This is a genomic window from Polaribacter atrinae (assembly GCF_038023995.1).
Lineage (GTDB): Bacteria > Bacteroidota > Bacteroidia > Flavobacteriales > Flavobacteriaceae > Polaribacter > Polaribacter atrinae.
In genome coordinates this window covers 1,272,828-1,296,160 of the sequence record NZ_CP150660.1, presented here as the reverse complement: position 1 = coordinate 1,296,160, position 23,333 = coordinate 1,272,828, and the positions used below count along the sequence as shown (strand labels likewise).

The 23,333-nt window shown below is 30.2% G+C and carries 17 protein-coding genes; 4 read left to right on the top strand and 13 right to left on the bottom strand.

Annotation, left to right across the window (positions count from 1 at the left end; genetic code table 11):
• Positions 1 to 7: 7 nt before the first annotated feature.
• The 6 genes from dapB to WG945_RS05655 all read right to left on the bottom strand — a co-directional run bounded on the left by dapB (position 8) and on the right by WG945_RS05655 (position 5,309).
• Positions 8 to 709 (bottom strand): 4-hydroxy-tetrahydrodipicolinate reductase, encoded by a 702-nt coding sequence (gene dapB / locus WG945_RS05680; protein WP_068450761.1) that lies wholly within the window; start codon positions 707 to 709, stop codon positions 8 to 10.
• Between the two features lies 1 nt (position 710).
• Entirely contained in the window at positions 711 to 1,301 is a 591-nt protein-coding gene (locus tag WG945_RS05675; RefSeq protein WP_068450764.1) for a DUF5683 domain-containing protein, read from the bottom strand.
• Complete coding sequence (locus WG945_RS05670) at positions 1,302 to 2,186, bottom strand: ParB/RepB/Spo0J family partition protein (protein ID WP_068450767.1); 885 nt, start codon at positions 2,184 to 2,186, stop codon at positions 1,302 to 1,304.
• A gap of 1 nt (position 2,187) precedes the next feature.
• Entirely contained in the window at positions 2,188 to 2,952 is a 765-nt protein-coding gene (locus WG945_RS05665; RefSeq protein ID WP_068450770.1) for a ParA family protein, read from the bottom strand.
• Positions 2,953 to 3,145: 193 nt separating this feature from the next.
• Positions 3,146 to 4,606, bottom strand: a complete 1,461-nt coding sequence (locus WG945_RS05660) for an aminoacyl-histidine dipeptidase (RefSeq protein WP_068450773.1) — start codon at positions 4,604 to 4,606, stop codon at positions 3,146 to 3,148.
• Between the two features lie 70 nt (positions 4,607 to 4,676).
• A complete protein-coding gene (locus tag WG945_RS05655; protein ID WP_068450776.1) occupies positions 4,677 to 5,309 on the bottom strand; it encodes an NAD(P)H-dependent oxidoreductase in 633 nt (210 codons plus the stop codon).
• A 116-nt stretch (positions 5,310 to 5,425) separates the two neighbouring features.
• Between WG945_RS05655 and WG945_RS05650 the strand changes: the two genes are divergently transcribed.
• Positions 5,426 to 6,697, top strand: coding sequence for a DUF2851 family protein (locus WG945_RS05650; RefSeq protein ID WP_068450779.1), 1,272 nt, complete (start codon positions 5,426 to 5,428; stop codon positions 6,695 to 6,697).
• Between the two features lie 3 nt (positions 6,698 to 6,700).
• On the opposite strand, the gene WG945_RS05645 is transcribed toward WG945_RS05650, so the two are convergent.
• The 7 genes from WG945_RS05645 to uvrA all read right to left on the bottom strand — a co-directional run bounded on the left by WG945_RS05645 (position 6,701) and on the right by uvrA (position 20,871).
• A complete protein-coding gene (locus WG945_RS05645) occupies positions 6,701 to 9,121 on the bottom strand; it encodes a zinc-dependent metalloprotease (protein WP_068450782.1) in 2,421 nt (806 codons plus the stop codon).
• Positions 9,122 to 9,264: 143 nt separating this feature from the next.
• On the bottom strand, positions 9,265 to 11,718 hold the full coding sequence (locus WG945_RS05640) for an alpha-ketoacid dehydrogenase subunit alpha/beta (RefSeq protein WP_068450785.1): 2,454 nt from the start codon (positions 11,716 to 11,718) through the stop codon (positions 9,265 to 9,267).
• 179 nt (positions 11,719 to 11,897) lie between these two features.
• Entirely contained in the window at positions 11,898 to 13,547 is a 1,650-nt protein-coding gene (locus WG945_RS05635) for a hypothetical protein (RefSeq protein ID WP_068450788.1), read from the bottom strand.
• A gap of 11 nt (positions 13,548 to 13,558) precedes the next feature.
• A complete protein-coding gene (locus tag WG945_RS05630; protein WP_157603685.1) occupies positions 13,559 to 14,224 on the bottom strand; it encodes a hypothetical protein in 666 nt (221 codons plus the stop codon).
• A 108-nt stretch (positions 14,225 to 14,332) separates the two neighbouring features.
• Complete coding sequence (locus tag WG945_RS05625; protein WP_340867018.1) at positions 14,333 to 17,092, bottom strand: aminopeptidase; 2,760 nt, start codon at positions 17,090 to 17,092, stop codon at positions 14,333 to 14,335.
• Positions 17,093 to 17,238: 146 nt separating this feature from the next.
• On the bottom strand, positions 17,239 to 17,946 hold the full coding sequence (locus WG945_RS05620; protein WP_068450798.1) for a TIGR00730 family Rossman fold protein: 708 nt from the start codon (positions 17,944 to 17,946) through the stop codon (positions 17,239 to 17,241).
• Positions 17,947 to 18,048: 102 nt separating this feature from the next.
• The gene (gene uvrA / locus WG945_RS05615) at positions 18,049 to 20,871 is read right to left on the bottom strand and encodes an excinuclease ABC subunit UvrA (protein ID WP_068450800.1); all 2,823 of its coding nucleotides are present in this window, start codon (positions 20,869 to 20,871) and stop codon (positions 18,049 to 18,051) included.
• A gap of 180 nt (positions 20,872 to 21,051) precedes the next feature.
• Between uvrA and WG945_RS05610 the strand changes: the two genes are divergently transcribed.
• The 3 genes from WG945_RS05610 to WG945_RS05600 all read left to right on the top strand — a co-directional run bounded on the left by WG945_RS05610 (position 21,052) and on the right by WG945_RS05600 (position 23,273).
• On the top strand, positions 21,052 to 21,273 hold the full coding sequence (locus WG945_RS05610; protein WP_068450805.1) for a PspC family transcriptional regulator: 222 nt from the start codon (positions 21,052 to 21,054) through the stop codon (positions 21,271 to 21,273).
• 3 nt (positions 21,274 to 21,276) lie between these two features.
• Positions 21,277 to 22,281 (top strand): potassium channel family protein, encoded by a 1,005-nt coding sequence (locus tag WG945_RS05605; protein WP_068450807.1) that lies wholly within the window; start codon positions 21,277 to 21,279, stop codon positions 22,279 to 22,281.
• Between the two features lie 92 nt (positions 22,282 to 22,373).
• Positions 22,374 to 23,273, top strand: coding sequence for an SDR family oxidoreductase (locus WG945_RS05600; RefSeq protein ID WP_068450810.1), 900 nt, complete (start codon positions 22,374 to 22,376; stop codon positions 23,271 to 23,273).
• Positions 23,274 to 23,333 lie beyond the last annotated feature (60 nt).

Genomic DNA, 23,333 nt, shown 5'->3' with positions numbered 1-23,333 from the left:
ACTTTTTTTAACGGATGTTTAACACGTCTTTCATAGAGAAAACTCCTTGTTTTCCTATAATCCACTCAGCAGCGACAACGGCTCCTAAAGCAAACCCTTTTCTACTGTGTGCTGTATGTTTAATTTCTATAGAATCTACTTCAGAGTCGTACCATACGGTGTGTGTTCCTGGTATTTCAGGAATTCTTTTTGCAACAATCGGAATATTTTCTTCGGATGTTTTTTCATCTAATTCCCAATTGTTTTTAGAAGAATTTTCTATAATTCCTTCTGCCAACGTAATTGCAGTTCCACTTGGTGCATCTAATTTTTTTGTATGATGAATTTCTTCCATAGAAATATTATAATCTTCTAAAGAACTCATCATTTTAGCTAATTGCTTATTCAATTCAAAGAAGATATTTACACCCAAACTAAAATTAGATGCATAAATAAATGCGCTGTTTTTTTCTTTACAAAGAGCAACGGCATCATTATATTTATCTAACCAACCTGTAGTTCCAGAAATTACAGGAACGTTATTGTTAATACAGTCGGTAATATTATTATAGGCAGAAGAAGGTACGCTAAAATCGATTGCAACATCTGCTAGCGTAATATCAATTACATCATTTACGTCTTTTTTTATTACTATTTCATGTCCACGAGATAAAGCAATTTTTTCAATTTCTTTACCCATTCTTCCATATCCTAATAGTGCAATCTTCATTTTAAAAATTATATTTAATTGTTAGACCTACTTTTGGTGCTTCAAAATAAGTAGGGTCGTTAATAAAAGTAGGCTTAAATGATAAATCATCATCGGTGTTAAACTGTAATAAATGTGCATTTACACTAGCTTCTACAATTTGTAAAACATACAAAATAACAGTGGTTAATAAAGACATGTCTCTATTTTCACTTAATTGTTCTTGTGCTCTTTCTAAAGTTTCTAAAGAAAGTATTTCTACACCATCTACGGTAAACTCGTCTACTAAATTATTTTTTCTAAGTTTGTAAGCAGTTCTGTATCTATGGTATTCTTTATTATTGTCTAAATAATAATAAATACTAGTACCCATAGCACCCCAAACAATTGGTGCTTTCCAATATTTTTTATTGTAAATCTGTCCCATTCCTGGAAATATTGCAGAATAAAATGCTGCTTTAGAAGGGGCGAGTGCATCGTAAACACCACCTTTTTCAATTTTAATATCTCCCTTTATTTTTAAGTCTTTCACGTTCACAGAATCTTTCTGCCCAAAAATAGAGGCAGTAAAGAATGAAAGGAATAAAACAAATATGATTTTTTTAATAAACACTTATTTTAATAAGTTTTTTATACGGTTAAAATCTTCTTCAGAATGAAAAGGAATCGAAATTTTCCCTTTACCATTATTACTAACAGTAACGTCTATTTTATGACCAAAGTATTCACTAATGTCTTTTACACTACTTTTAATGTAGCTAGGTATTGGTTTCTTTTTTGGTTTTGCAATCGTTCCAGATTTTAAGCTTTTTACTAAATCTTCAGTTTGCCTTACAGATAATTTATCTCTTAATATTTTCTCGTAAATGGCTAATTGATCTTCTGTATTTTCTACATTAATCATAGCACGACCATGTCCCATAGAAATAAAACCATCTCGCATACCTGTTTGTAAAATTGGATCTAATTTTAACAAACGTAAATAGTTGGTTACTGTAGAACGTTTTTTACCAACTCTAGTACTTAATTCTTCTTGCGTTAATTGAATTTCATCAATTAAACGTTGGTATGATAAAGCAACCTCTATTGGATCTAAATTTTTACGTTGAATGTTTTCTACCAATGCCATTTCTAGCATTTCTTGGTCGTTGGCAAGTCTTATGTAAGCCGGAACAGTTTTGTTTCCAATTAATTTAGAAGCTCTAAAACGACGCTCTCCAGAAACTAATTGAAATTTATTAGCTTCTAATTTTCTAACTGTAATTGGCTGAATAACTCCTAATTCTTTTATAGAACTTGCTAGTTCTCTTAACGCTTCTTCGTCAAAATAAGTTCTAGGTTGAAAAGGATTTACATCAATTAAATCTAATTCTATTTCAATAATACTTCCAACAACTTTGTCTGCATTTTTATCTGATGCAGAAATTACGTTAGAAGATTCTTGCAATAAAGCAGATAATCCTCGTCCTAAAGCTTGTTTTTTGGTTGCTTTTGCCATTTTACGAATTCTTTTTTAATAATTCTTGCGCCAAATTTAAGTAATTTACGGCACCTTTACTTGTTGCATCGTATGCAATAATACTTTCTCCGTAACTTGGTGCTTCTCCTAAACGTGTATTTCTTCTAATTATAGTGTCAAAAACCATGCTAGAAAAATGTTTTCTAACTTCATCAACTACTTGATTAGAAAGACGTAAACGAGAATCGAACATTGTTAAAAGTAAGCCTTCTATATCTAAATCAGAATTATGAATATTCTGTACACTTTTAATAGTATTTAATAATTTCCCTAATCCTTCTAGAGCAAAATATTCACATTGAATAGGAATGATTACAGAATCTGCAGCGACTAAAGAGTTTAACGTAATTAAACCTAATGACGGAGCACAATCTATTAAAATATAATCGTAATCGTCTTTTAGATCGACTAACGCTTTTTTTAACATATACTCTCTATCTTCCTTGTCTACAAGTTCTATTTCAATAGCTACCAAATCTATATGTGCAGGTATAATATCTACGTTTGGAGATTCAGTTTTAATAATTGCGTCTTTAGCAGAAATAGAATGTTCTAAAACTTGATAGGTTCCATATTCTACCGTCTCAACATCAATACCTAAACCAGACGAAGCATTTGCTTGTGGGTCTGCGTCAATCAACAAAACTTTTTTCTCTAAAACACCTAAAGAAGCAGCTAAATTAATGCTTGTAGTTGTTTTACCAACACCACCTTTTTGATTTGCAATAGCAATTATTTTCCCCATTATAAAAGTTTAGTTTATAGGTAGTAAAATTACGTTTTTTTCTGTCTTTAGAAAATGAAAGATGTTAACAAAAATATAAAAATATAAAAAACTGATTATTAATTGATTGTGTTTGTTTGTGTCGACTTTTTAAACAAATTTAATAAAAAAAAAACCGAAGCGTAAACTTCGGTTTCTAACAGGTAATATTGTACTATTTCTTTGGAATGTTCTTTAAAATTTCAATTAAAAATTTCCAGAATTTTTGTGTTGATGAAATAGATGCTTTTTCGTCTGGAGAGTGCGCTCCTCTAATAGTTGGTCCAAAAGAAACCATATCCATTTCGGGGTAATTCTGACCTAAGATTCCGCATTCTAAACCAGCATGACAAGCTGCTACATCTGCTTTCTCACCATGTAAAGTTTCATATAAATTAGAAACTACGTCTAAAATTGCTGAGTTTACATTCGGTTGCCATCCTGGGTATTCACCAGATAAATCTACATCAAAACCAGATAATTCAAAAGCAGATTTTAAAGAATTTGCTAAATCTAATTTATTACTTTCTGATGAAGATCGTGTTAAACATCCAATTTTTATGGTTCCGTTTTTTACAATTACTTTTGCAATATTATTAGAGGTTTCTACCAAACCTTTAATATCTGGACTCATTCTATAAACCCCGTTATGAGCGGCATAAATAGATTTTAATAAACCTTCTTGAACACCTAATTCCATAATCTTATTAGGTAGTGTAGTTTCTTGGATGTCAATAGTTAAGTTAGGTTCTATTGTTGAAAACTCTCCTTTTATATTGTTGATAAGTAAACCAGTTTCTAAAAGAAATGCTTCTTTAGAAATAATGTCTACCGTTACAATTGCAGCACTTTCTCTAGGAATAGCATTACGTAAACTACCTCCATTTATTTCAGAGATTTGTAAACCGAAATTTGTAAAACCATCAAATAATAAACGGTTCATAATCTTGTTTGCATTTCCTAATTCTTTAATGATATCCATTCCAGAATGTCCACCATTTAAACCTTTTACAGTAATTGAAAAAGCGGTAGCGTTTTCAGAAACATCTTCTTGAGCATAGCTTCTTGTTGCTGTAACGTCTATACCACCAGCACAACCCATACCTATTTCATCATCTTCTTCCGTGTCTAGGTTTAAAAGGATTTCTCCTTCTAAAATTCCGCCTTCTAATCCCATTGCACCAGTCATACCAGTTTCTTCATCAATAGTAAAAAGTGCTTCTAGGTTTGGATGTTCAATATCATTAGAAGAAAAAATAGCCATAATTGCAGCAACTCCTAAGCCATTATCTGCACCTAATGTTGTTCCGTCTGCAGTAACCCAATCACCTTCAATTAGCATTTTAATACCTTCTTTATCAAAATCGAAAACAGTATCTGAGTTTTTTTGATGAACCATATCTAAATGACTCTGTAAAACAACGGTTTTTCTATCTTCTAAACCTTTTGTAGCTGGTTTTTTAATAATTACATTTCCAACTTTATCTACAAAAGTTTCTAAGTTTAATTTTTTACCAAAATCTACCATAAACTGAATTACACGTTCTTCTTTTTTAGAAGGGCGAGGCACTGCATTTAAATCTGCAAAGTGATTCCAAACAATTTTAGGCTCTAAATTTCTTACTGCTTTACTCATTTTCTTGTTTTTTATTATGAATTTTTAAAGGTTTTATAAGCCTTTAAAAACGTAATTTTAAGTAGTAAATTTACAATATTTCTACTACAGTTTCTGTTAAGTCTTTTCTAACTTTTGTTAAATCTTTCATGTAACAATCATCAGCTCTAAAACCAACAGGAAGTACTAATACCGATTGTAAATTTTGAGCTGTTAAATTCAAAATTTCGTCATATTTTTCAGGAATAAAACCTTCCATTGGGCAAGCATCTATTCTTTCTACTGCACAAACAGTCATTAAATTACCAAGCGCAATATATGCTTGGTTCTTATTCCATAATGTTAATTCATCTTGTGTTTTTTTCTCTATGTCTGCCGTTAGAAAGTCTTTAAAAGGTTTTAGAGTTTCACTAGGAGTGTTTCTGATTTTTTGCACCAAATTAAAGTAATTTTCTACTTCTAAGCTTGTGTAATTTTTAGGAATGCAAATAACCAAAACATGAGATGCATCTAATATTTGTGCCTGGTTCCAAGAAAGTGACATTAATTCTTTTTGAACTTCTTTATTTTTGATGACTACCAATTTTAAAGGCTGTAATCCGTAAGAAGTAGCGGTTAAGTTAAAAGCTTCTTTTAAGGTGTTTATTTGAGCTTCTGAAAGTTGCTTTTCTGAATCAAATTTTTTAACAGCATAACGCCATTTTAAACTATCTATAATATTCATTTATCTTAATTAGATTGCAAAAATAGTTCATTCTTTTTGATGAATTTTGTTGAAGTGATTATAAATATTGATAAAGGTATAAATGATTTTTTTGTATCTTGAAAACAAAAAAGACTATGAATGAGGATTTTCTTCATTATGTATGGAAATATCAGTTGTGTTCTATTCATAATTTAAAAACAACCTCTAAAGAGGAGGTGGCTATTTTAAAGGTAGGTACACATAATAATAACTCAGGGCCTGATTTTTTAAATGCACAACTTAAAATCGATGACCAACTTTGGGTGGGCAATGTAGAGATTCATTTAAAATCTTCAGATTGGTATGCGCATCATCATGAAATTGATGAAAATTATGATGCCGTTATTTTGCATGTGGTTTGGGAAGATGATGCAACTGTTTATATGAAAAATAATAAACCTTTGCCTGTTTTGGTACTTAAAGATTTTGTATTAACATCTGCTTTAAATAATTATCGAAATTTATTTTCGACGAAACAAAATTGGATTCCTTGTGAAAAAGAAATTGGTGCTGTAGATAATTTTACAATTGAAAACTGGAAAGAACGATTGTTTTTTGAACGTTTAGAACGTAAATCAATTGAAATGAATCGAATTTTGGTAGATAATCAAAATGATTTTGAAGCGGTTTTATTTCAGTTATTAGCCAAGAATTTTGGATTGAAAGTGAACGGAGATGTCTTTTTTAGTTTGGCAATTTCTTTTGATTTTTCTATTCTTAGAAAAGTAAGGTTCGATGAGTATCAGTTAGCTGCATTATTATTTGGACAAGCAGGATTTTTAGAAGAGCCTACGGAAGGCGAATATCATCAAAAATTAAAAACAACTTACAGTTATTTACAACATAAATACAATTTGGAATCGATATCAAAAGTGCAGTTTTCATTTTTTAGAATGCGGCCTCCAAATTTCCCAACCATTCGTATTGCGCAGTTAGTTGCTTTGTATCATATCCATCAAAATTTATTTTCTAAAATGATGAAAATAGAAACTTTAAATGATTTTTATAAATTGTTTGAAATTGACATACATCCGTTTTGGAAAAACCATTATACATTTGATACAACTTCAAAAGTATCACCTAAAAAGTTGACAAAACCTTTTGTTGATTTATTATTGATCAACACCATTATTCCGCTAAAATTTTTATATCAAAAGAATAGAGGAGAGGTTAATGAAAATGAGTTTTTAGATATTCTTCAAAAAATAAAATCAGAAAAAAACAGTATTATTTCTAAGTTTGATGATATCGGATTAGAAGCAATAAATGCATATGAAAGTCAGGCTTTGTTAGAGCTTAAAAACAACTATTGCGCAAAGAAACGGTGTCTACAATGCGCAATAGGAATTAAATTAGTAAGAAAATAAAGACTATTTTTTAGGGTTTAAAATGTCATTTATCTTAGCATAACAATCTTTATAATGATATTTAGAAATTGTATTTATGGCTCTTTTACTTGCAATATTTACTTGATATTTTAACGCTTCTAATTCCCCTCTTATAATAGCAGAAATATCTGTGTTTTTTGCATCTTTATCATTCATTAAAACATGCATTCTTTCAATAAAAGCTTTCTGAAGATTTCTTCTATGTAGGTCTACATTTTTGGTGGTAGTAGTTTCAGAGAAAATTCCTTTTCTTAAGTCTTTAACCATATCTGAAGCTGCATAAAATTCTTTTTGAATTACTTCTGCTTCAATCATTCTGTTTAAAGTGCTGTAATTTAATAAAGAACCTACATATCTTTCTTGGTAACGACCTAGTTTATCTGTGTATCCAGTTTCTTCAATCTTATTTAAAATGTTTTTATCTAACAACCAATATTGAGTTGTAAAAACATTTTTTTGTAACCAAGCCATTGCTTCTTTTTGTTTTGCTTTTGCAACAGGTACATAAACGTCTCCAGTTTGCGATGGTTTTTTATTAAACTCATAAACACCACCTATGTTTCCGGTAACATGACCTGCATATCTTCCCCAAACACTAAGTAATTCTCCATATAATTCATCTAAATCTTCGTAATTATTTGTTTGATCAGAGGTCCAACTAGGAAGATTTTTAGCAACAATTTTTAAGTTATTTACACCATACGTACTTGCTTTTACTTGGTCGTTTCCAATTCCTTCAGTTTGTGCAGAAGGATCAAAACGTTGTCCACCAAATCTATAAACAGGGTTGTCTGCCTTGTCTTCAATCCATTTATCTAAAGTTTTTACTTCTTCTTCTGGTTTTGTAGCATTTGGTATTACGCGGTACCCCCAATTAATAGCATAATGATCATAAGGACCTAATTGTCTTATAAAACGGATATTTTTATCACCAGGTTGTGCAATGTAATTGTAACGAGCATAGTCCATAATCGTTGCTGCAATTCCGTTTTTCTGAGTAAAACTTCCAGAACGTAAAGAATCTACAGGATACGCATAACTTGCCGCCATATTGTGAGGTAAGCCTAAAGCATGACCAATTTCATGAGAAATAACCATTCTCATCATTTCTCCAATATCTTCTGCAGGAGTATCTAAAGTTCTTGCAGAAAGGTTTGCTGCACCAGTTTCTATTAAGTATCTATTTCTGTAAGAACGTAAGTGGTTGTGGTACCAAATAATATCGCTTTCTAAAATCTCTCCAGAACGAGGATCAGAAACACTTGGTCCTGTAGCATTTCTAGTTGTACTTGCTACATATCTAATAGAAGAATAACGAACATCTTCCATACTAAAATCTGGGTCTTCTTCTTTTGTAGGTGGCATTTTTGCCATAATTGCATTTTTAAAACCAGCAGTTTCAAAAACTTTAGCCCAATCATCAACACCTTGTTTTATGTCTTTTCTTAGCTTTTCTGGCGTTGCAGGATCTAAGTAATACACAATTGGTTTAATTGGCTCAACTAATTCTCCACGATTATACGCTTCAACATCTTTTGGTTCTAATCTCCAACGTCTAATATATCTTTTTTCATCAGCTTTTAAAGCTTCAGAACTATAATCTACATTTCCAATAGAAAAATAACCAACTCTTTTGTCAGATATTCTTGGCATCATTGGTTCTTCTGGTAATAAAATCATAGATTGATTAACATGTAAAGTAATTGTGTTTGTACTTCTGTTACTAGGTGGTTCATCTGCTTCAAAAGTAAAATTTTGTACTACTTCTATGTTTTCTGGAAAACTCTTAATACTATTGATAAAGCTTCTAGTAGCATCTAACCTTTTTACTTTGTAGGTTTTTCTAAATCTTGATGATAAACCAGAGATAGCTTTTACATCCGAAGAAAAGAATTTTGTAACATCAACTAAAACAGTTGTTGAGTCTGTGTTTTGTGTTTTAATATCGAAAGAATAAATGATAGGTTCTAAGTTGTTCGATTTTACAGATTTAAAAATTGGTAAAGAATCATTTGCTATGGCATCATAAGATTTTACTTTTAATAAAATTTTATCTTTATAATGTTCCCAAATAACTACTTGGGTGTTAATTTTAGAACCAGCATTTACGTAACCACCACCTAAACCAGCAGGAATTTCTTTTAATCTGGTAACTAATAGCATTTCTTTACCTAAATAAGATTTAGGAATTTCGTAAATAAATTGATCTTTATTAGTATGCACTTTAAATAATCCATCATCAGATTTTGTGTCTTTATTTACAAAATCGGAATATTTAGGGGTTTTACTTTTTTTTGAAGTTGTTTGTTCTGTTGTTTTTTCTTTTGATTTTTTTCTTTGAGCTTCTACAGTTGTAGATATTGAAAGAAATAGAATGAAGTAAAAGAGTAAGTTTTTTTTCATAAAGAGTTTAATTTGAGGATTAGTGAGTGAATTTAGTTAAATAGCTTTTTGTCCTTTCTTAAAAATATCTTATAGTTCTGTTAAAAAAAAATGCTCAAAATTTATAAATTTTGAGCATTGGTGTTTTATATTTAGAATAGAGTTTAATATAGACTCTTAAATTTAGTAGGATTAGATTCGTTCATAATCTCATAAATTTTCTCATAAATATCTTCCGCAGATGGTTTAGAAAAATAATCTCCATCTGTACCGTAAGCGGTTCTGTGTTCTTTAGCTGTTAAAGTTGCAGGCTTGCTATCTAAAAACATATACCCACTTTGGTTTTCTACAATTTCTTGTAATAGATAAGCAGAGGCTCCACCAGGTAAATCTTCGTCAATTATTAAAAGTTTGTTGGTTTTTTTTAAACTTTTTACACAATCGTTATTCAAGTCAAAAGGTAGTAAACTTTGTGCATCTATAATTTCTATATTAATATCTGCTTGTTGTAATTCTTTTGCTACTTCTTCTACAATTCTTAAGGTAGACCCGTAAGAAACTACTGTTAAATCTGTACCTTCTTTAACAACTTCTACGAGACCTATTTGTGTTTTGTACTCACCTAAATTTACAGGTAATTCTTCTTTTAGTCGATAACCATTTAAACATTCTATTACTAATGCAGGTTCATCTCCTTCTAAAAGTGCGTTGTAAAAACCGGCTGCTTTTGTCATGTTTCTAGGTACTAAAACATGAATTCCTCTAACATTATTTATAATTCCTCCCATTGGAGAGCCTGCATGCCAGATACCTTCTAGTCTGTGGCCACGAGTTCTTATAATTAAAGGTGCTTTTTGTTTTCCGAAAGTTCTGTAATGTAGAGTAGCTAAATCGTCACTCATTATCTGTAATGCATACAGTAAGTAATCTAGGTACTGTATTTCTGCAATAGGGCGTAAACCACGCATTGCTAAACCAATACCTTGACCAATAATGGTAGCTTCTCTAATTCCCGTATCTGCAACTCTTATCTCTCCGTATTTTTCTTGAAGACCTTCTAATCCTTGGTTTACATCACCAATAAAACCAGCATCCTCACCAAAAATAATTACTTCTGGATGTTTTTTAAGAAGAGCATCAAAATTATCTCTCATGATTATTCTTGCATCTACCAATGTTTTACTATCGGAGTACACGGGTTTCTTTTCAGAAACATTTAATGCACTAAGGCTAGATTCGCTATACAAGTATGACGAAAATTTTTCTGAGGCACTTTTTAAAGAATTTTTTATGAAATTTTGTAGTAATATTTTTTCTGCAAAATTTTCATCACTTAAATATCGTAGTGTTTTTCTAGTAGTAGATAAAACATCTTTTCTACTTGGTTCTACAATAGAAATTAAATCTTTTTTATGTTTGTTGATAAAGTTACTGTTTTTACTTTTCTCAGCAACTTTGTCTAACAATTGGCAAGCAGTATTTACTTCAGCTTTTATATCATTTATAAATGAATTCCAAGCATTTCTTTTTGCGCTTAAAACTTCTTTTTTTGCTTCCTTTTCTATGATAATAATATCTTCTTCAGAATCTACAAAGCGTAAAATTTCTCCAGTTTCTGTTTCTAACTCAAAGTCTAAAATCCAGTTTCGCATTTTTGTAATGCAATCGTGTTCTTTTTCCCAGTTAAGTCTTTTTTTATCTTTATATCTTTCGTGAGAACCAGAAGTAGAATGGCCTTGTGGTTGCGTTAATTCTTTTACATGAATTAAAATAGGTACGTGTTCTTCTCTGGCAATTTTAGCTGCCTTATTATAAATATCAACAAGCTGAACATAGTCCCAACCATTTACAACAAAAATTTCGTATCCATCTTTGTCACTCTCTCTTTGAAATCCTTTTAAAATTTCAGAAATGCTTTCTTTTGTAGTTTGATGTTTTGCATGAACAGAAATTCCGTACTCATCATCCCAAACACTCATTAACATAGGTACTTGTAAAACACCTGCTGCATTTATGGTTTCAAAAAATAAACCTTCACTTGTACTTGCATTTCCTATGGTACCCCAAGCAACTTCATTTCCGTTTGTAGAAAACTTAGATTTATGTTGTACGCTTTTTTCTGTCCTATATATTTTAGAGGCTTGTGCTAAACCTAGTAAACGTGGCATTTGACCAGCAGTAGGTGAAATATCTGCACTAGAATTATATTGCTTAGTTAAGTTTTTCCAACTACCATCTTCATTTAAACTATGTGTTGTAAAATGACCACCCATTTGCCTACCGGCAGACATAGGTTCTGCTTTTATATCTGTGTGTGCATATAAACCTGCAAAGAATTGTTGTGGAGTTAACTCGCCAATAGCCATCATAAAGGTCTGGTCTCTATAGTAACCAGATCTAAAATCGCCTAACTTAAAAGCTTTTGCCATGGCTAGTTGAGGCACTTCTTTTCCGTCACCAAAAATCCCGAATTTAGCTTTACCTGTTAAAACTTCTCTACGGCCTAATAAACTACACTCTCTACTAATTTTAGCTATTCTATAATCATTTAAAACTTCTGTTTTAAAGTCTTGAAAAGATAGTTTTTGTTTATTATCTATAGGTGTTTCTTGCAACATTTTTATGAGCTTTTTAATGTATCACAAAGATAGTTTTTTTAGTTGATAATTAAAAATTTATATATTTATTAAGAATATGATAATTTTTTTGCTTTTTTTTAGTTTTTGTTGAGTTTTATTTAATAAAAAATAGATATTGTTTTCACAATACCTCTTTTTTTGTATAATATGTTATTTGGTTAAAATAACCTGTTGCATAAATCTCCCGGAGCTTCGAAGTCACCAATAATAATGTTGTCTGAGTTAAATGTATAATCATATTCATAAGAATTACCTCCAAAATATACTTTGTATTTTTGGGACACTCCTATATGTGCGTTATAGATGTAGCCTTTTCCGGCATAAGTGTATCCAACATACCTCCAATATGCATAAGTTCTTCCATAGTACGTGTAGCTTTCTTGTCTGTATAAGTATAAAAAAGGATTTAATACTTTGTCTCCACATTTGGCTTGAAATTGTATATTGATATTTCTTACGTCCGGCTTCGGAGGAATAGAATTAGAAAATGTAGAACCATCTATATTTATAGTGTTATTACTACAACCATCAAAAGTATCTGAAGTATATAATAAAACTCTATTGCTGTCATATCTACTCCCTGAATATAATTTAATTTTTAGGTTTTGGTTAGGAGTTCTGTAATATCCATTAGAATTATCTTTAGTTTTAGATATCTGTATATCTCTATTAGCGATAACTTGACCATTATGTGCATAAACTAGGTCGTAGCTTAAGTTATTGAAATTATCAGAAAGACTTGGTGTTTTTGGGATTGATACTGTTAGTTTTCTGGAATAGTTACAGCCTCTATAATAGTAATCTAAGTTATACCAAGATAAATGTGTTGTTGTGAAAACTATGTTGTAGTTTCCGGAGGTATTCATGGTTACAGTTCCTGTTTTGTGAAAGCCCCATTGCCCATCCTCTCCGTATGACCAAATTGGAATTAAATCACCTTCACTTATATTATTTCCAGTTTCAGGATTTATGTAATTATTGGGTATTTCTATACTCACACTAATTGGCTTAGAAAAGTTTTTAACTTCTTTACCATCAACAAACATATCAATAGAGGTAAAACCTGCCGTAATAAAAGCAATATCTTCAGTTTCTTCTCCGGTTTCGTCAATAACACTTAGTGGGGTCAGGCCTCCAGGAAAAGACGCTATAGCTTCTGGTGTATCTAAACTAAAGTGAGCAATTTCACTTTTTAAATTAGCTCCAGAAATGTTGTTTCCATTTGCATCTTGAAAAACGGTACCAGATTCAATTGTGATTTCTGTATTTGTGGTTGCTTTTGTTTTTGGTGTTGTAATGATATAATTTTCATTAATTGAGTTGTTAGAAAGTGTTTTGGTAGTTTCTAAGAAGTCAACTCCTTCTACAGTATTTAATTTGTTTACTATGTTTATAGACTTAGTAACTAAAGTATCATTTGCACCTATTATAACAGGTATAGTTGTTGTTAAAAAGTTCTCTCCTTTAATTTTTAGTAAAACTTTTAAATCTTCAGAATTAGAAAAATTAGGGTTTACTGCTAAAGATATATTTCCATCTATTACTTTTAAGTTGGAAATGTTCTCTCCTGAATTTGTTACAAATTTATCAGCATCATTTCCGATAAGTTCTACAGTTAATTTATTTGCCCCCTCAATACTTTCAGGGTTTACAATATCTAAAACACTAATAAGTGCTTCTTGTTTTAGTATGTTGTTTGATATTTGGATATCAACATCATCTGTTATTCCTTCAAAATCACAACTTATAACAAATAGTGTCATAAATGCGAGTGCAATTAATGCATGGAGTTTGTTTAAATTTTTCATTTTTCTTTTTTTTAAAATTTATAAGCTATTCTTATTTGTATTCTTGGTATAAATTTAAAAGTATCAAGAGCTTCTTTTAAATTTTCTTTTTGGTTTGAAGTAGGTGAAAGTAAGTTGGTTGCTGTTAACTCTACATCTGGTGATGAGGTGAAATATGTGCCAAACTCAATACCAAAACCTAATCTTTTTTTAGGAACAGCTCTACCGAAACCAATTCCTAAATAGGGGGCTACGCCACTCCAAGAAACATCTGCGTTTATTTCACCAATATTTTCTTTAGTAATGGTAATATCTCCATATTTTACATCTTCTGTATATGTAATTAGAGCATTTGTGTTTACTTTAGATAGAATACCTAGACCTGCTGTTAATTTAAAAGAAGAGTTTTTAAATGGTACAAATTCAATACCTAAATCTATAATTGAAGATTCTATATTTGCAAGTAAATCGACAACGTCTTCGTCAATTTCTAGATCTTCTCTCTCAAAATCTTCTAGTTTAAAAGAGTGCCAAACTACTTTTGCATATAGTTTTTGGTTAATTTTTCTTGCATATTCTAATCCTAGACCAGGTGATCCAATAGAAATTGCAAATGCATTTTTCTTTTCAATTTCTTGTGATTGCCCTATGAGATTAAAGCAAATAAGAAAAATAAATAATAGTTGTTTTTTTTTCATTTTCATTAATTTTAATTTATTGTTTGTTAGACAAAATTAATATTTAATGAGAATGTTAAAATACCTACTAATAGGTATATTGACTCTTTTGTGGGCTTTTTGTGAATATTATAAAAAACCTCTCTTAAAAAAATTATAAATAGATTTTATATCCGCAGATAAAGAGAATCTTATTTTTTCTGGATAGGCATTCTGAGATATTTCCCAACCATTGTTGGAATAAAGAGGAAAGTAAATTTCGAATATTTCATGTACAAAGTTAAAACGAATTCCGTTTTCGTAGGCAAAATATAGTGGTTGATTTTTGTTTTTTAAGAAAGCGACATCATTATAAAGTTCTATCCATCTCCATAAACCAATACTAGAATTATTAGAAACCATAAATTGATTTGCAAATCTTGTAGGTAATAAAGATTTAAATCCACCTTCGGTGATGATGTGTTGTTGACTAAAAAAACCAGAGCTTTCAGATCTTCCTAAATAATTTAATTGAAAAAGGTAATCATTACTTCTATCTAAACCAAAACTAAAATAGTCTCCTTCAGTTTTGTTGTTAAAAAATACACCTGCAAAAAACCTAAAGTCTAATTGTGTATCTGTTGTTGTTAAGGTTCTAAACCTAAGGTCTAATGAGGCTTTAGAAAACTTTTTAGCAAACTCTGTACTAAAGCTGTATCTAAATTCTTTAATAATGTCTGGGTTAGAGTAGTTGTAACTTAAGCTAAGAACACTATAGTTATCTTGATCTGTTTTTATTGCATTAGGAGCAATTTCTTTGTCAATGTGAATTAATTTTGCTCTTAAGGATTCAGAAGAAATATCTCTTAATGTTTTTCTTTTAAAAACGATATCTACATACGGTACAAGGGATTTGTAAGATAGGTTAGGGGCGTAATCAGATGTGCCTCCCGCTAATCCGTATGCTATTTTATAAATTTTTGTTTTTTCGAAAAACTGATTATAAAGTAAAGAAAAACTTCCAACAACACTATTACTTTTTGTAGCGTAATAAGGAGAAACTTTAAATTCGAAGTTTCTTTTTATCAGCGGTTTGTTGTGTAATTTTAAACCAAGTATCAATCCGTTATAAAAATTATAATTTAAACCTGGTTGATAAAAAATTTGATTGTAATTTGGACTACTAATATCTTTAAAAAATGAAAATTTTACAGGTTTATTAAGAAATTTTTTGTCAACTTTTCTCCAGTTATTTAAAGTGTTTAATTCAGGATATAGGTTTTCGTAATTTAAAACAAAAGTGTCATAGTCTCCTTTTATAAACTTTACGGTTTTTGTACTGTCTACATCAGCAACCCATTTTTTTAATTTAATTTCTTTATCTTTTATAGCGTAAATAGCTAATGGAGTTGTAATGTTTCTTTTGTTTTTAATGGTTACAGATATGCTGTCTTTTTCTTTTTTTATACGTTCAATTTTATGATCTATTTTTTTATTGGTTTTTACAAAATCATCAAAAAACCAATCTAAGTTTTTAGAGGTCTTGGAAGAAAGTAATTTATTGAAATCGTTACTTGTAATAATTTTTAATTGGTTGTGTTGGTAGAATTCTTGAATAGTTTGGTTTAGAATACTATCGCCTAAATATCCTTTTAAAAAACGAAAACCTAAGCCAGATTTGTATTTACTTCCAATTTTTCTATTAAAATTAGAGAGCGAATCAGCAGGAGTGCTTAATGCTTGGTCTAAAAATTTACGGGCAGTAAATTGATATACGAAAGGGTATTTGTCGTTAAAATCTAGGTTAGAAATATTAAAGCTTTTTAAGAGCCAATAGTCTGAGGCATTTCCTAAAAGTTTAACTTCTGGATAAAACTTCTCTACGTACTCTATCATTAAATAATTCTGAATACCATCTATTAACCAATAGTCTTTTCTTTTATTTAAGAGAATTGTATTTTCTATATATCTTTTTGTTAAGGCTTTAAACATGGTGATATCCCATCTAAAAGTATCAGAAAAAGGACGTAAAAAATTAGGTAATTGGTTTAAACCAAATATGGGGTTTTTGCCTTGGGTGGCTTTGTCTATATAAATTTCTAAATGTGGGTATTTGCCTAAGTATTTTTGAATAAAAAGAAGCTCTCTGTTTAAGATGCTAGTAGTTAAGCTGTCTTCTAGCTCTTTTGAGAAAATATCAGTGTGTACAGTAACTGTATTTGTAGTATAGGTTTTTAATTGTTTTGTTTTTTGTACACTTATAATAACATCTGTTTTATTTTTTCCAACTAAGTAATAATTGTTTGTATTTTCTTTTTTTGTGTTATATTGATATAAGTTAGATTCTACAATTAGGTCTTTAGGTACATCAATTTCAATTTTAAAATCGGTGCCTTTTTCGTATAAATCATCTAGATTTAGATTGCTCATTAATTGCCAACCATTGTCGTAAATAGCAGGTGTTAAATACCAATTTCTAAGAAGGTATCCTGTTTCTGTTTCTCCGTATTTTGTAAAACGAGCATTGGGTATTTTTACAATATATGTAACAGAGATAGTTATTTTAGAATTCGGATTTAAAGGTTTGTCTAGATGGATTTCTAGGATATCTGCCTGTTTTTCTAATTCCTTAAAATACACATTTTCAAAATCTACATAAAGACTTTTTATGGTAGATGAACCTAATTCATGAGGTTTGGCAAAGTATAAATCTTTTCTAAAATCTTTAATAAATCGTTTAGATAAGGGTGTTTTTCTATCTCTATAGCTATTTGCCCAATTATGAAGGTAGACTTTTGTTAATGTAGAGTCAGAAGAGTTGTGAAAAACAATTTCTTGTTGAATTTTAAGTTCGTCTTTTTCGGTATCTAATTTAGATTTTATGCTGATAGAGTTCTGCTGCGAAAACACAAAAGTAGATGCTAAGAAGCAAATTAGTATTATGTAATAACGATTTTTCAATTAAATCTTTATTGTGTTATTTAGGGTTTATATTATAATAGCCTATCTTACTAGAAAAAGACAGGCTATATAAAAGTGTAAATTAATATAATATTTTAGAAATTAGGCTTAAAATGATATTTATCGTAAAAATTATTAAGGTGCTCAATAGCTTCCTCTGCAGTATCTACCAATCTAAAAAGGTCTAAATCCTTTTCACTAATATTTCCTTCTTCTAAAAGAGTGTTTTTTATCCAATCTAATAAACCGCCCCAAAACTTTGTTCCTACTAAAATAATAGGGAAACGACCAATTTTATGGGTTTGTATTAATGTAATAGCTTCAAAAAGCTCATCCATAGTTCCAAAACCACCAGGCATTACAACAAAACCTTGTGAGTATTTTACAAACATTACTTTACGTACAAAAAAGTAATCGAAGTCTAAACTTTTCCCTTGATCAATCCAAGGATTGTCATGCTGCTCAAAAGGTAATTCAATATTTAAACCAACAGAACTTCCTTTTCCTCTATGAGCACCTTTATTTCCTGCTTCCATAATTCCAGGTCCACCACCTGTAATTACACCGTAACCATTTTGGGTTAATTGAAAAGCAACTTCTTCTGCTAATTTGTAATATTTATGATCTGGTTTTGTTCTTGCGGAACCAAAAATAGATACTGAAGGTCCAATTTTACTTAAACGTTCGTAACCATCAACAAATTCTGCCATTATTTTAAAAATAGCCCAAGAATCATTTGTTTTTATTTCGTTCCAAGTTTTTGTTTGTAATTTTTCTTTTATTTTTCTATCATCACTTGTCATTATCTTGTATTTTTTAAATTTATTTGTCTTCTTCCAAAAAAAAAGAAAGCTTGCTAAAATAGCTCTTTTTTGACATTTTGGTCGTCGTCAACCTAATAATTTTTAATTTAATTCCTTTTTAAGAAATTTAGCAGTATAACTTGTTTTGTGTTTTATAATTTCTTCTGGAGTTCCAGTGCATAGAATCTTTCCACCTTTTTTTCCACCTTCCATACCAACATCAATAATATAATCTGCTAATTTTACAACATCTAAGTTGTGTTCGATAATTAAGACCGTGTTTCCTTTGTCGGCTAATTTATTTAGAACATCCATTAAAACTCTAATGTCTTCAAAATGGAGTCCAGTTGTAGGTTCGTCTAAAATATAAAAGGTATTTCCGGTATCTCTTTTAGATAATTCTGATGCTAATTTTATACGTTGTGCTTCTCCACCAGAAAGAGTGGTAGATTGTTGTCCGAGGGTTATATATCCTAAACCAACATCTTTAATTGTTTTTAATTTTCTATGAATTTTAGGGATCAGTTCAAAGAAATCAGTAGCATCTTCAATCGTCATGTCTAAAACATCTGAAATAGATTTTCCTTTGTATCTAATTTCTAAAGTTTCTCTATTAAAACGTTTTCCTTGGCAAGTTTCACACTCTACTTGTACGTCTGGTAAAAAGTTCATTTCTATAACACGAACTCCACCGCCTTGGCAAGTTTCACAACGACCTCCTTTTACGTTAAAAGAAAAACGACCAGGTTTATAACCACGAATTGCAGCTTCTGGCGTTTTAGCAAACAAACTTCTAATTTCACCAAAAGTACCTGTATAGGTTGCGGGGTTAGAACGAGGGGTTCTACCAATTGGTGATTGATCTATGTCTATTACCTTATCTACATGCTCTAAACCTTCAATTTTCTTGTAAGGCATCGGTTTTTTTACACCTCTATATATATGAGCGTTTAAAATAGGATATAAAGTTTCGTTTATTAAGGTAGATTTTCCACTTCCAGAAACTCCAGTAACACAAATCATTTTTCCTAGAGGGAATTCTACAGAAACATTTTTTAAATTGTTACCGGTTGCTCCTTTTAGATTGATGAATTTTCCATTTCCTTCTCGACGTTTTTTTGGAACCTCAATTTCTTTTCTACCAGTTAAGTAATCTGCCGTTAAGGTGTTTTGTTTTTTTAAATCCTCAAAAGTTCCAAAACTTACTATTTCTCCACCGTGTCTTCCTGCTCCTGGTCCAATATCGAAAACAAAATCGGCATGTTCCATCATGTCTTTATCGTGCTCAACTACTAATACAGAATTACCAATATCTCTTAATTTGACTAAAGAATCTATTAATTTTTGATTGTCTCGTTGATGTAATCCAATACTTGGCTCGTCTAAAATGTAAAGAACACCTACTAATTGAGATCCAATTTGAGTTGCCAATCGAATTCTTTGTGCTTCTCCACCAGAAAGTGATTTAGAGGTTCTGTCTAATGTTAAGTAGTCTAAACCTACATCTAATAAAAACTGAATTCTAGTTCTAATTTCTTTTAATATTTCAGCAGCAATGATTAATTGTTTTTTTGATAAGCTTTTTTCAATATTTTTAAACCATTTTGCTAATTCTGTAGCATCCATTTGTGCCAAATCACTGATGTTTTTATCGATGATTTTAAAATGAAGGGCTTCTTTTTTTAATCTTTTCCCTCCACAAGTAGCGCAAGAAACTTCATCCATAAAACCTTTTGCCCAACGTTTTATGGTGGTACTTTCTGCACTGTCATATTGGTTTTCTATAAAAGAAATAATCCCTTCAAAATCTATTTTGTAATTTCTTGTAACTCCAGCAGCTTTAGATTGAATTTCAAAAGACTCATTTCCTCCATTTAAAATTACGTCTAATGCTTCTTTTGGAATACTTTTTATAGGATCTGTTAATTTGAATTTATAACGTTCAGCAATATTTTCTATTTGTTTAAAAATCCAACTACTTTTTTGTTCCCCAAGAGGAGTAATTCCTCCTTTTTGTATGGAGATAGTATTGTCTGGAATTACTTTTTCTAAGTTAATTTCATTTGTAATTCCTAATCCGTTGCATTTATCACAGGCGCCTTTTGGTGAATTAAAAGAAAAAGTATTTGGTTCTGGATTTGGATATGCAATTCCCGATGTTGGGCACATTAATTCTCTACTAAAATAACGAGGTTCATTGTCATCAATATCAATAACCATCATAATGTTATTTCCAGAATACAATGCTGTTTTTATCGTTTCTTCTAAACGTTTTTCTGCAGATTCATTTATCAAAAGTCTGTCTATAACAACTTCTATATCGTGCGTTTTATATCGGTCTAAACGCATTCCTTTTTCGATCTCTTTAATTTCCCCATCAACCCGAACACGTAAAAAACCTTGTTTAGAAATTTGCTCAAAAAGTTCTCGATAATGTCCTTTTCTAGATTTTACTAAAGGTGCTAAAACAGCAATCTTTTTATCAGCAAAATCCTTTAAAATAAGTTGTCTAATTTGTTCATCAGAATAACTGACCATTTTTTCTCCACTATTATAAGAGTATGCATCTGCAGTCCTTGCAAATAATAGTCGTAAAAAATCGTAAATCTCGGTGATCGTACCAACTGTAGAACGTGGACTTTTATTTGTTGTTTTCTGTTCTATTGATATTACTGGAGAAAGTCCATCAATTTTATCAACGTCAGGTCTTTCTAATCCACCTAAAAACTGACGTGCATACGCAGAAAAGGTTTCAATATATCGTCTTTGTCCTTCTGCATAAATAGTGTCAAAAGCTAAAGAAGATTTTCCGCTTCCGCTTAGACCTGTTATAACAACTAATTTTTCACGAGGAATTTTTACATCAATATTTTTTAAGTTATGGACTCTTGCTCCGTATACTTCTATATATTCTTGGTCTTTCAAATGATCTATTTTTGAGAAAAACGCAAAGTTAAAGAAACCAATTTTAATTTAAGGATGATTGTTTAATGCTTTTGATATTAAACTTTTTTTAGAGCGATGGTTTTAAAAATAAGTGTAATTTAAAAAATGTTGTTATCAAATGATAAAATACTATATTGCATTGAAATTATTTGAACCTAAATGATAGATAGTATTCGACATTTTTTTGAGAGAAACGGATTTCATGTTTCATCAAGATTAGCAGATAGAATAGGAATTAGAGCCTTAAATGTGCGCTTGTTTTTTATTTATGTTACTTTTTTTACGGTAGGTTTGTCTTTTGGTTTTTATTTAACAATGGCATTTTTATTAAAGTTAAAAGACATGATGTATACTAAAAGAAGTTCTGTATTTGACCTATAATATATGAAGATAAATGTATTAGAATCTAAAATTAATAAAACTTTATTTTTAGTTATTACTATACTGTCTTTAGGTACAATAGGCTATATGGTGCTTTCTCATTATTCTTTTATAGATGCATTATATATGACGGTTATTACCGTTACTACTGTAGGTTTTGGGGAGTTAAGACCCTTTTCTCCAGAAGAAAAAGTTTTTACAATATTTTTAATTTTAACCAGTATTACTGTTTTTGGATATGCCGTTTCAGCTTTTTCAGAATATTTAGTAAGTGGTAGATTATTTGAACATTTTAAGCATAGAAAAGTGGAAAAGAAGATAGCAAGTTTAAAAGGACATACTATTGTTTGTGGATATGGAAGAAATGGGAAACAAGCAATTTTAAAATTAAAAAATTATAATAAAGACTTTGTTGTTGTCGAAAAAAGTAAAGAAAGAATAGAAATTTTAGATGCAGCTGGGGTGTTAAATATAAATGGTGATGCAACTTTAGATGAAACTTTGCTTAGAGCTGGTATAGAAAAAGCTTCTTTTTTAATTACTGCTTTACCTTCGGATGCTAATAATTTGTTTGTAGTTTTAACGGTTAGTCAACTAAATAAAGAATGTAAGGTTATAAGCAGGGCTTCTAATGAGTCTTCTTATAGTAAGCTAAAAATAGCAGGTGCAAGTAATGTGATAATGCCAGACAAGTTAGGTGGAGATCACATGGCTTCTTTGGTAACTACACCAGATGTTATTGAGTTTGTAGATCGGTTAACTATAGAGGGAGAAACTACAGCCAATTTAGAAGAAATTGCTGTAGATGATTTACCAGAAAAATATATAAATAAGACACTCTTAGATTTAGATTTAAGAAAGAAAACGGGGTGTACAGTTATCGGTTTTATAGGTCCTAATAAAGAGTATATTATAAATCCAGAAGCAGACTGTTTACTTATTAAAGGATCTCATCTAATTGTTTTGGGAAGACCTAATCAAATAATTAAATTAAGACAATTGTTTTAGTCTGTTGATACTTTCAATATGAGCCTTGGTTTTATTGAAAGTATTATTCATTAAAAATTATAATCTAAAAGTATAAAAGAAGGAATTTATTTATGGTTAAAGTAGTGGTTACGGGAAGTAATGGGTTATTAGGACAGTCTTTATTAGATTTATTACTTCAGGAAAAAGAAAATTATGAAGTTTATGGATTTTCAAGAGGCGAAAATAGAAGTGGAAGAAATGATTTTTCTTATGTTTCTATTGATATTACTCAAGAAGAGAATCTTAAAAAAGCACTAATAGAAATTCAACCTAATTTTATTATTAATACAGCTGCAATGACGCAAGTAGATGATTGTGAAAATCAAAAAGCGGCATGTGATTTGTTAAATGTAACTGTTGTAAAATGGTTGTCAGAAATATCAGAAGAGGTAAACGCTCATTTAATCCATATTTCTACAGATTTTATTTTTGATGGAATAAAAGGAAACTACAAAGAAACCGATACAGCAAATCCATTGAGTTATTATGGATTATCGAAACTAAAATCTGAAGAGCTTTTATTAAAATCTAATATCAATTATACCATATTAAGAGCTATTTTAGTTTACGGAAAAGTGTTTGATATGAGTAGAAGTAATATTGTGCTTTGGGTAAAAGAAATGTTAGAGAAAGGTAAGGAGATTACTATTGTAGACGATCAGTTTAGAGCGCCAACCTACGTAAAAGACTTAGCGATAGCTTGTAAGATTTCTATGGATAAAAAAGCTTTAGGAATTTTTAATATTTCATCTAATGGATTATTAAGTGTTTTTGACATTGCAAAAGAAATAGCAGTTGCTTTTAATTTGGATACAAACTTAATTAAACCGATATCAACATTTACTCTAAATCAAACAGCACCAAGACCTGCAAGAACTGGTTTCGATTTATCAAAAACCAATAAAGAATTAGACTTTTATCCAAAATCTTTTAAAGAAGATTTGCAAAAATTTAAAGAAATCTTAATATAAAATGTGTATTTATTAGGTAAAACTTGTGAAAAGAGCAAATTTTTAGGATATTGCGGATTA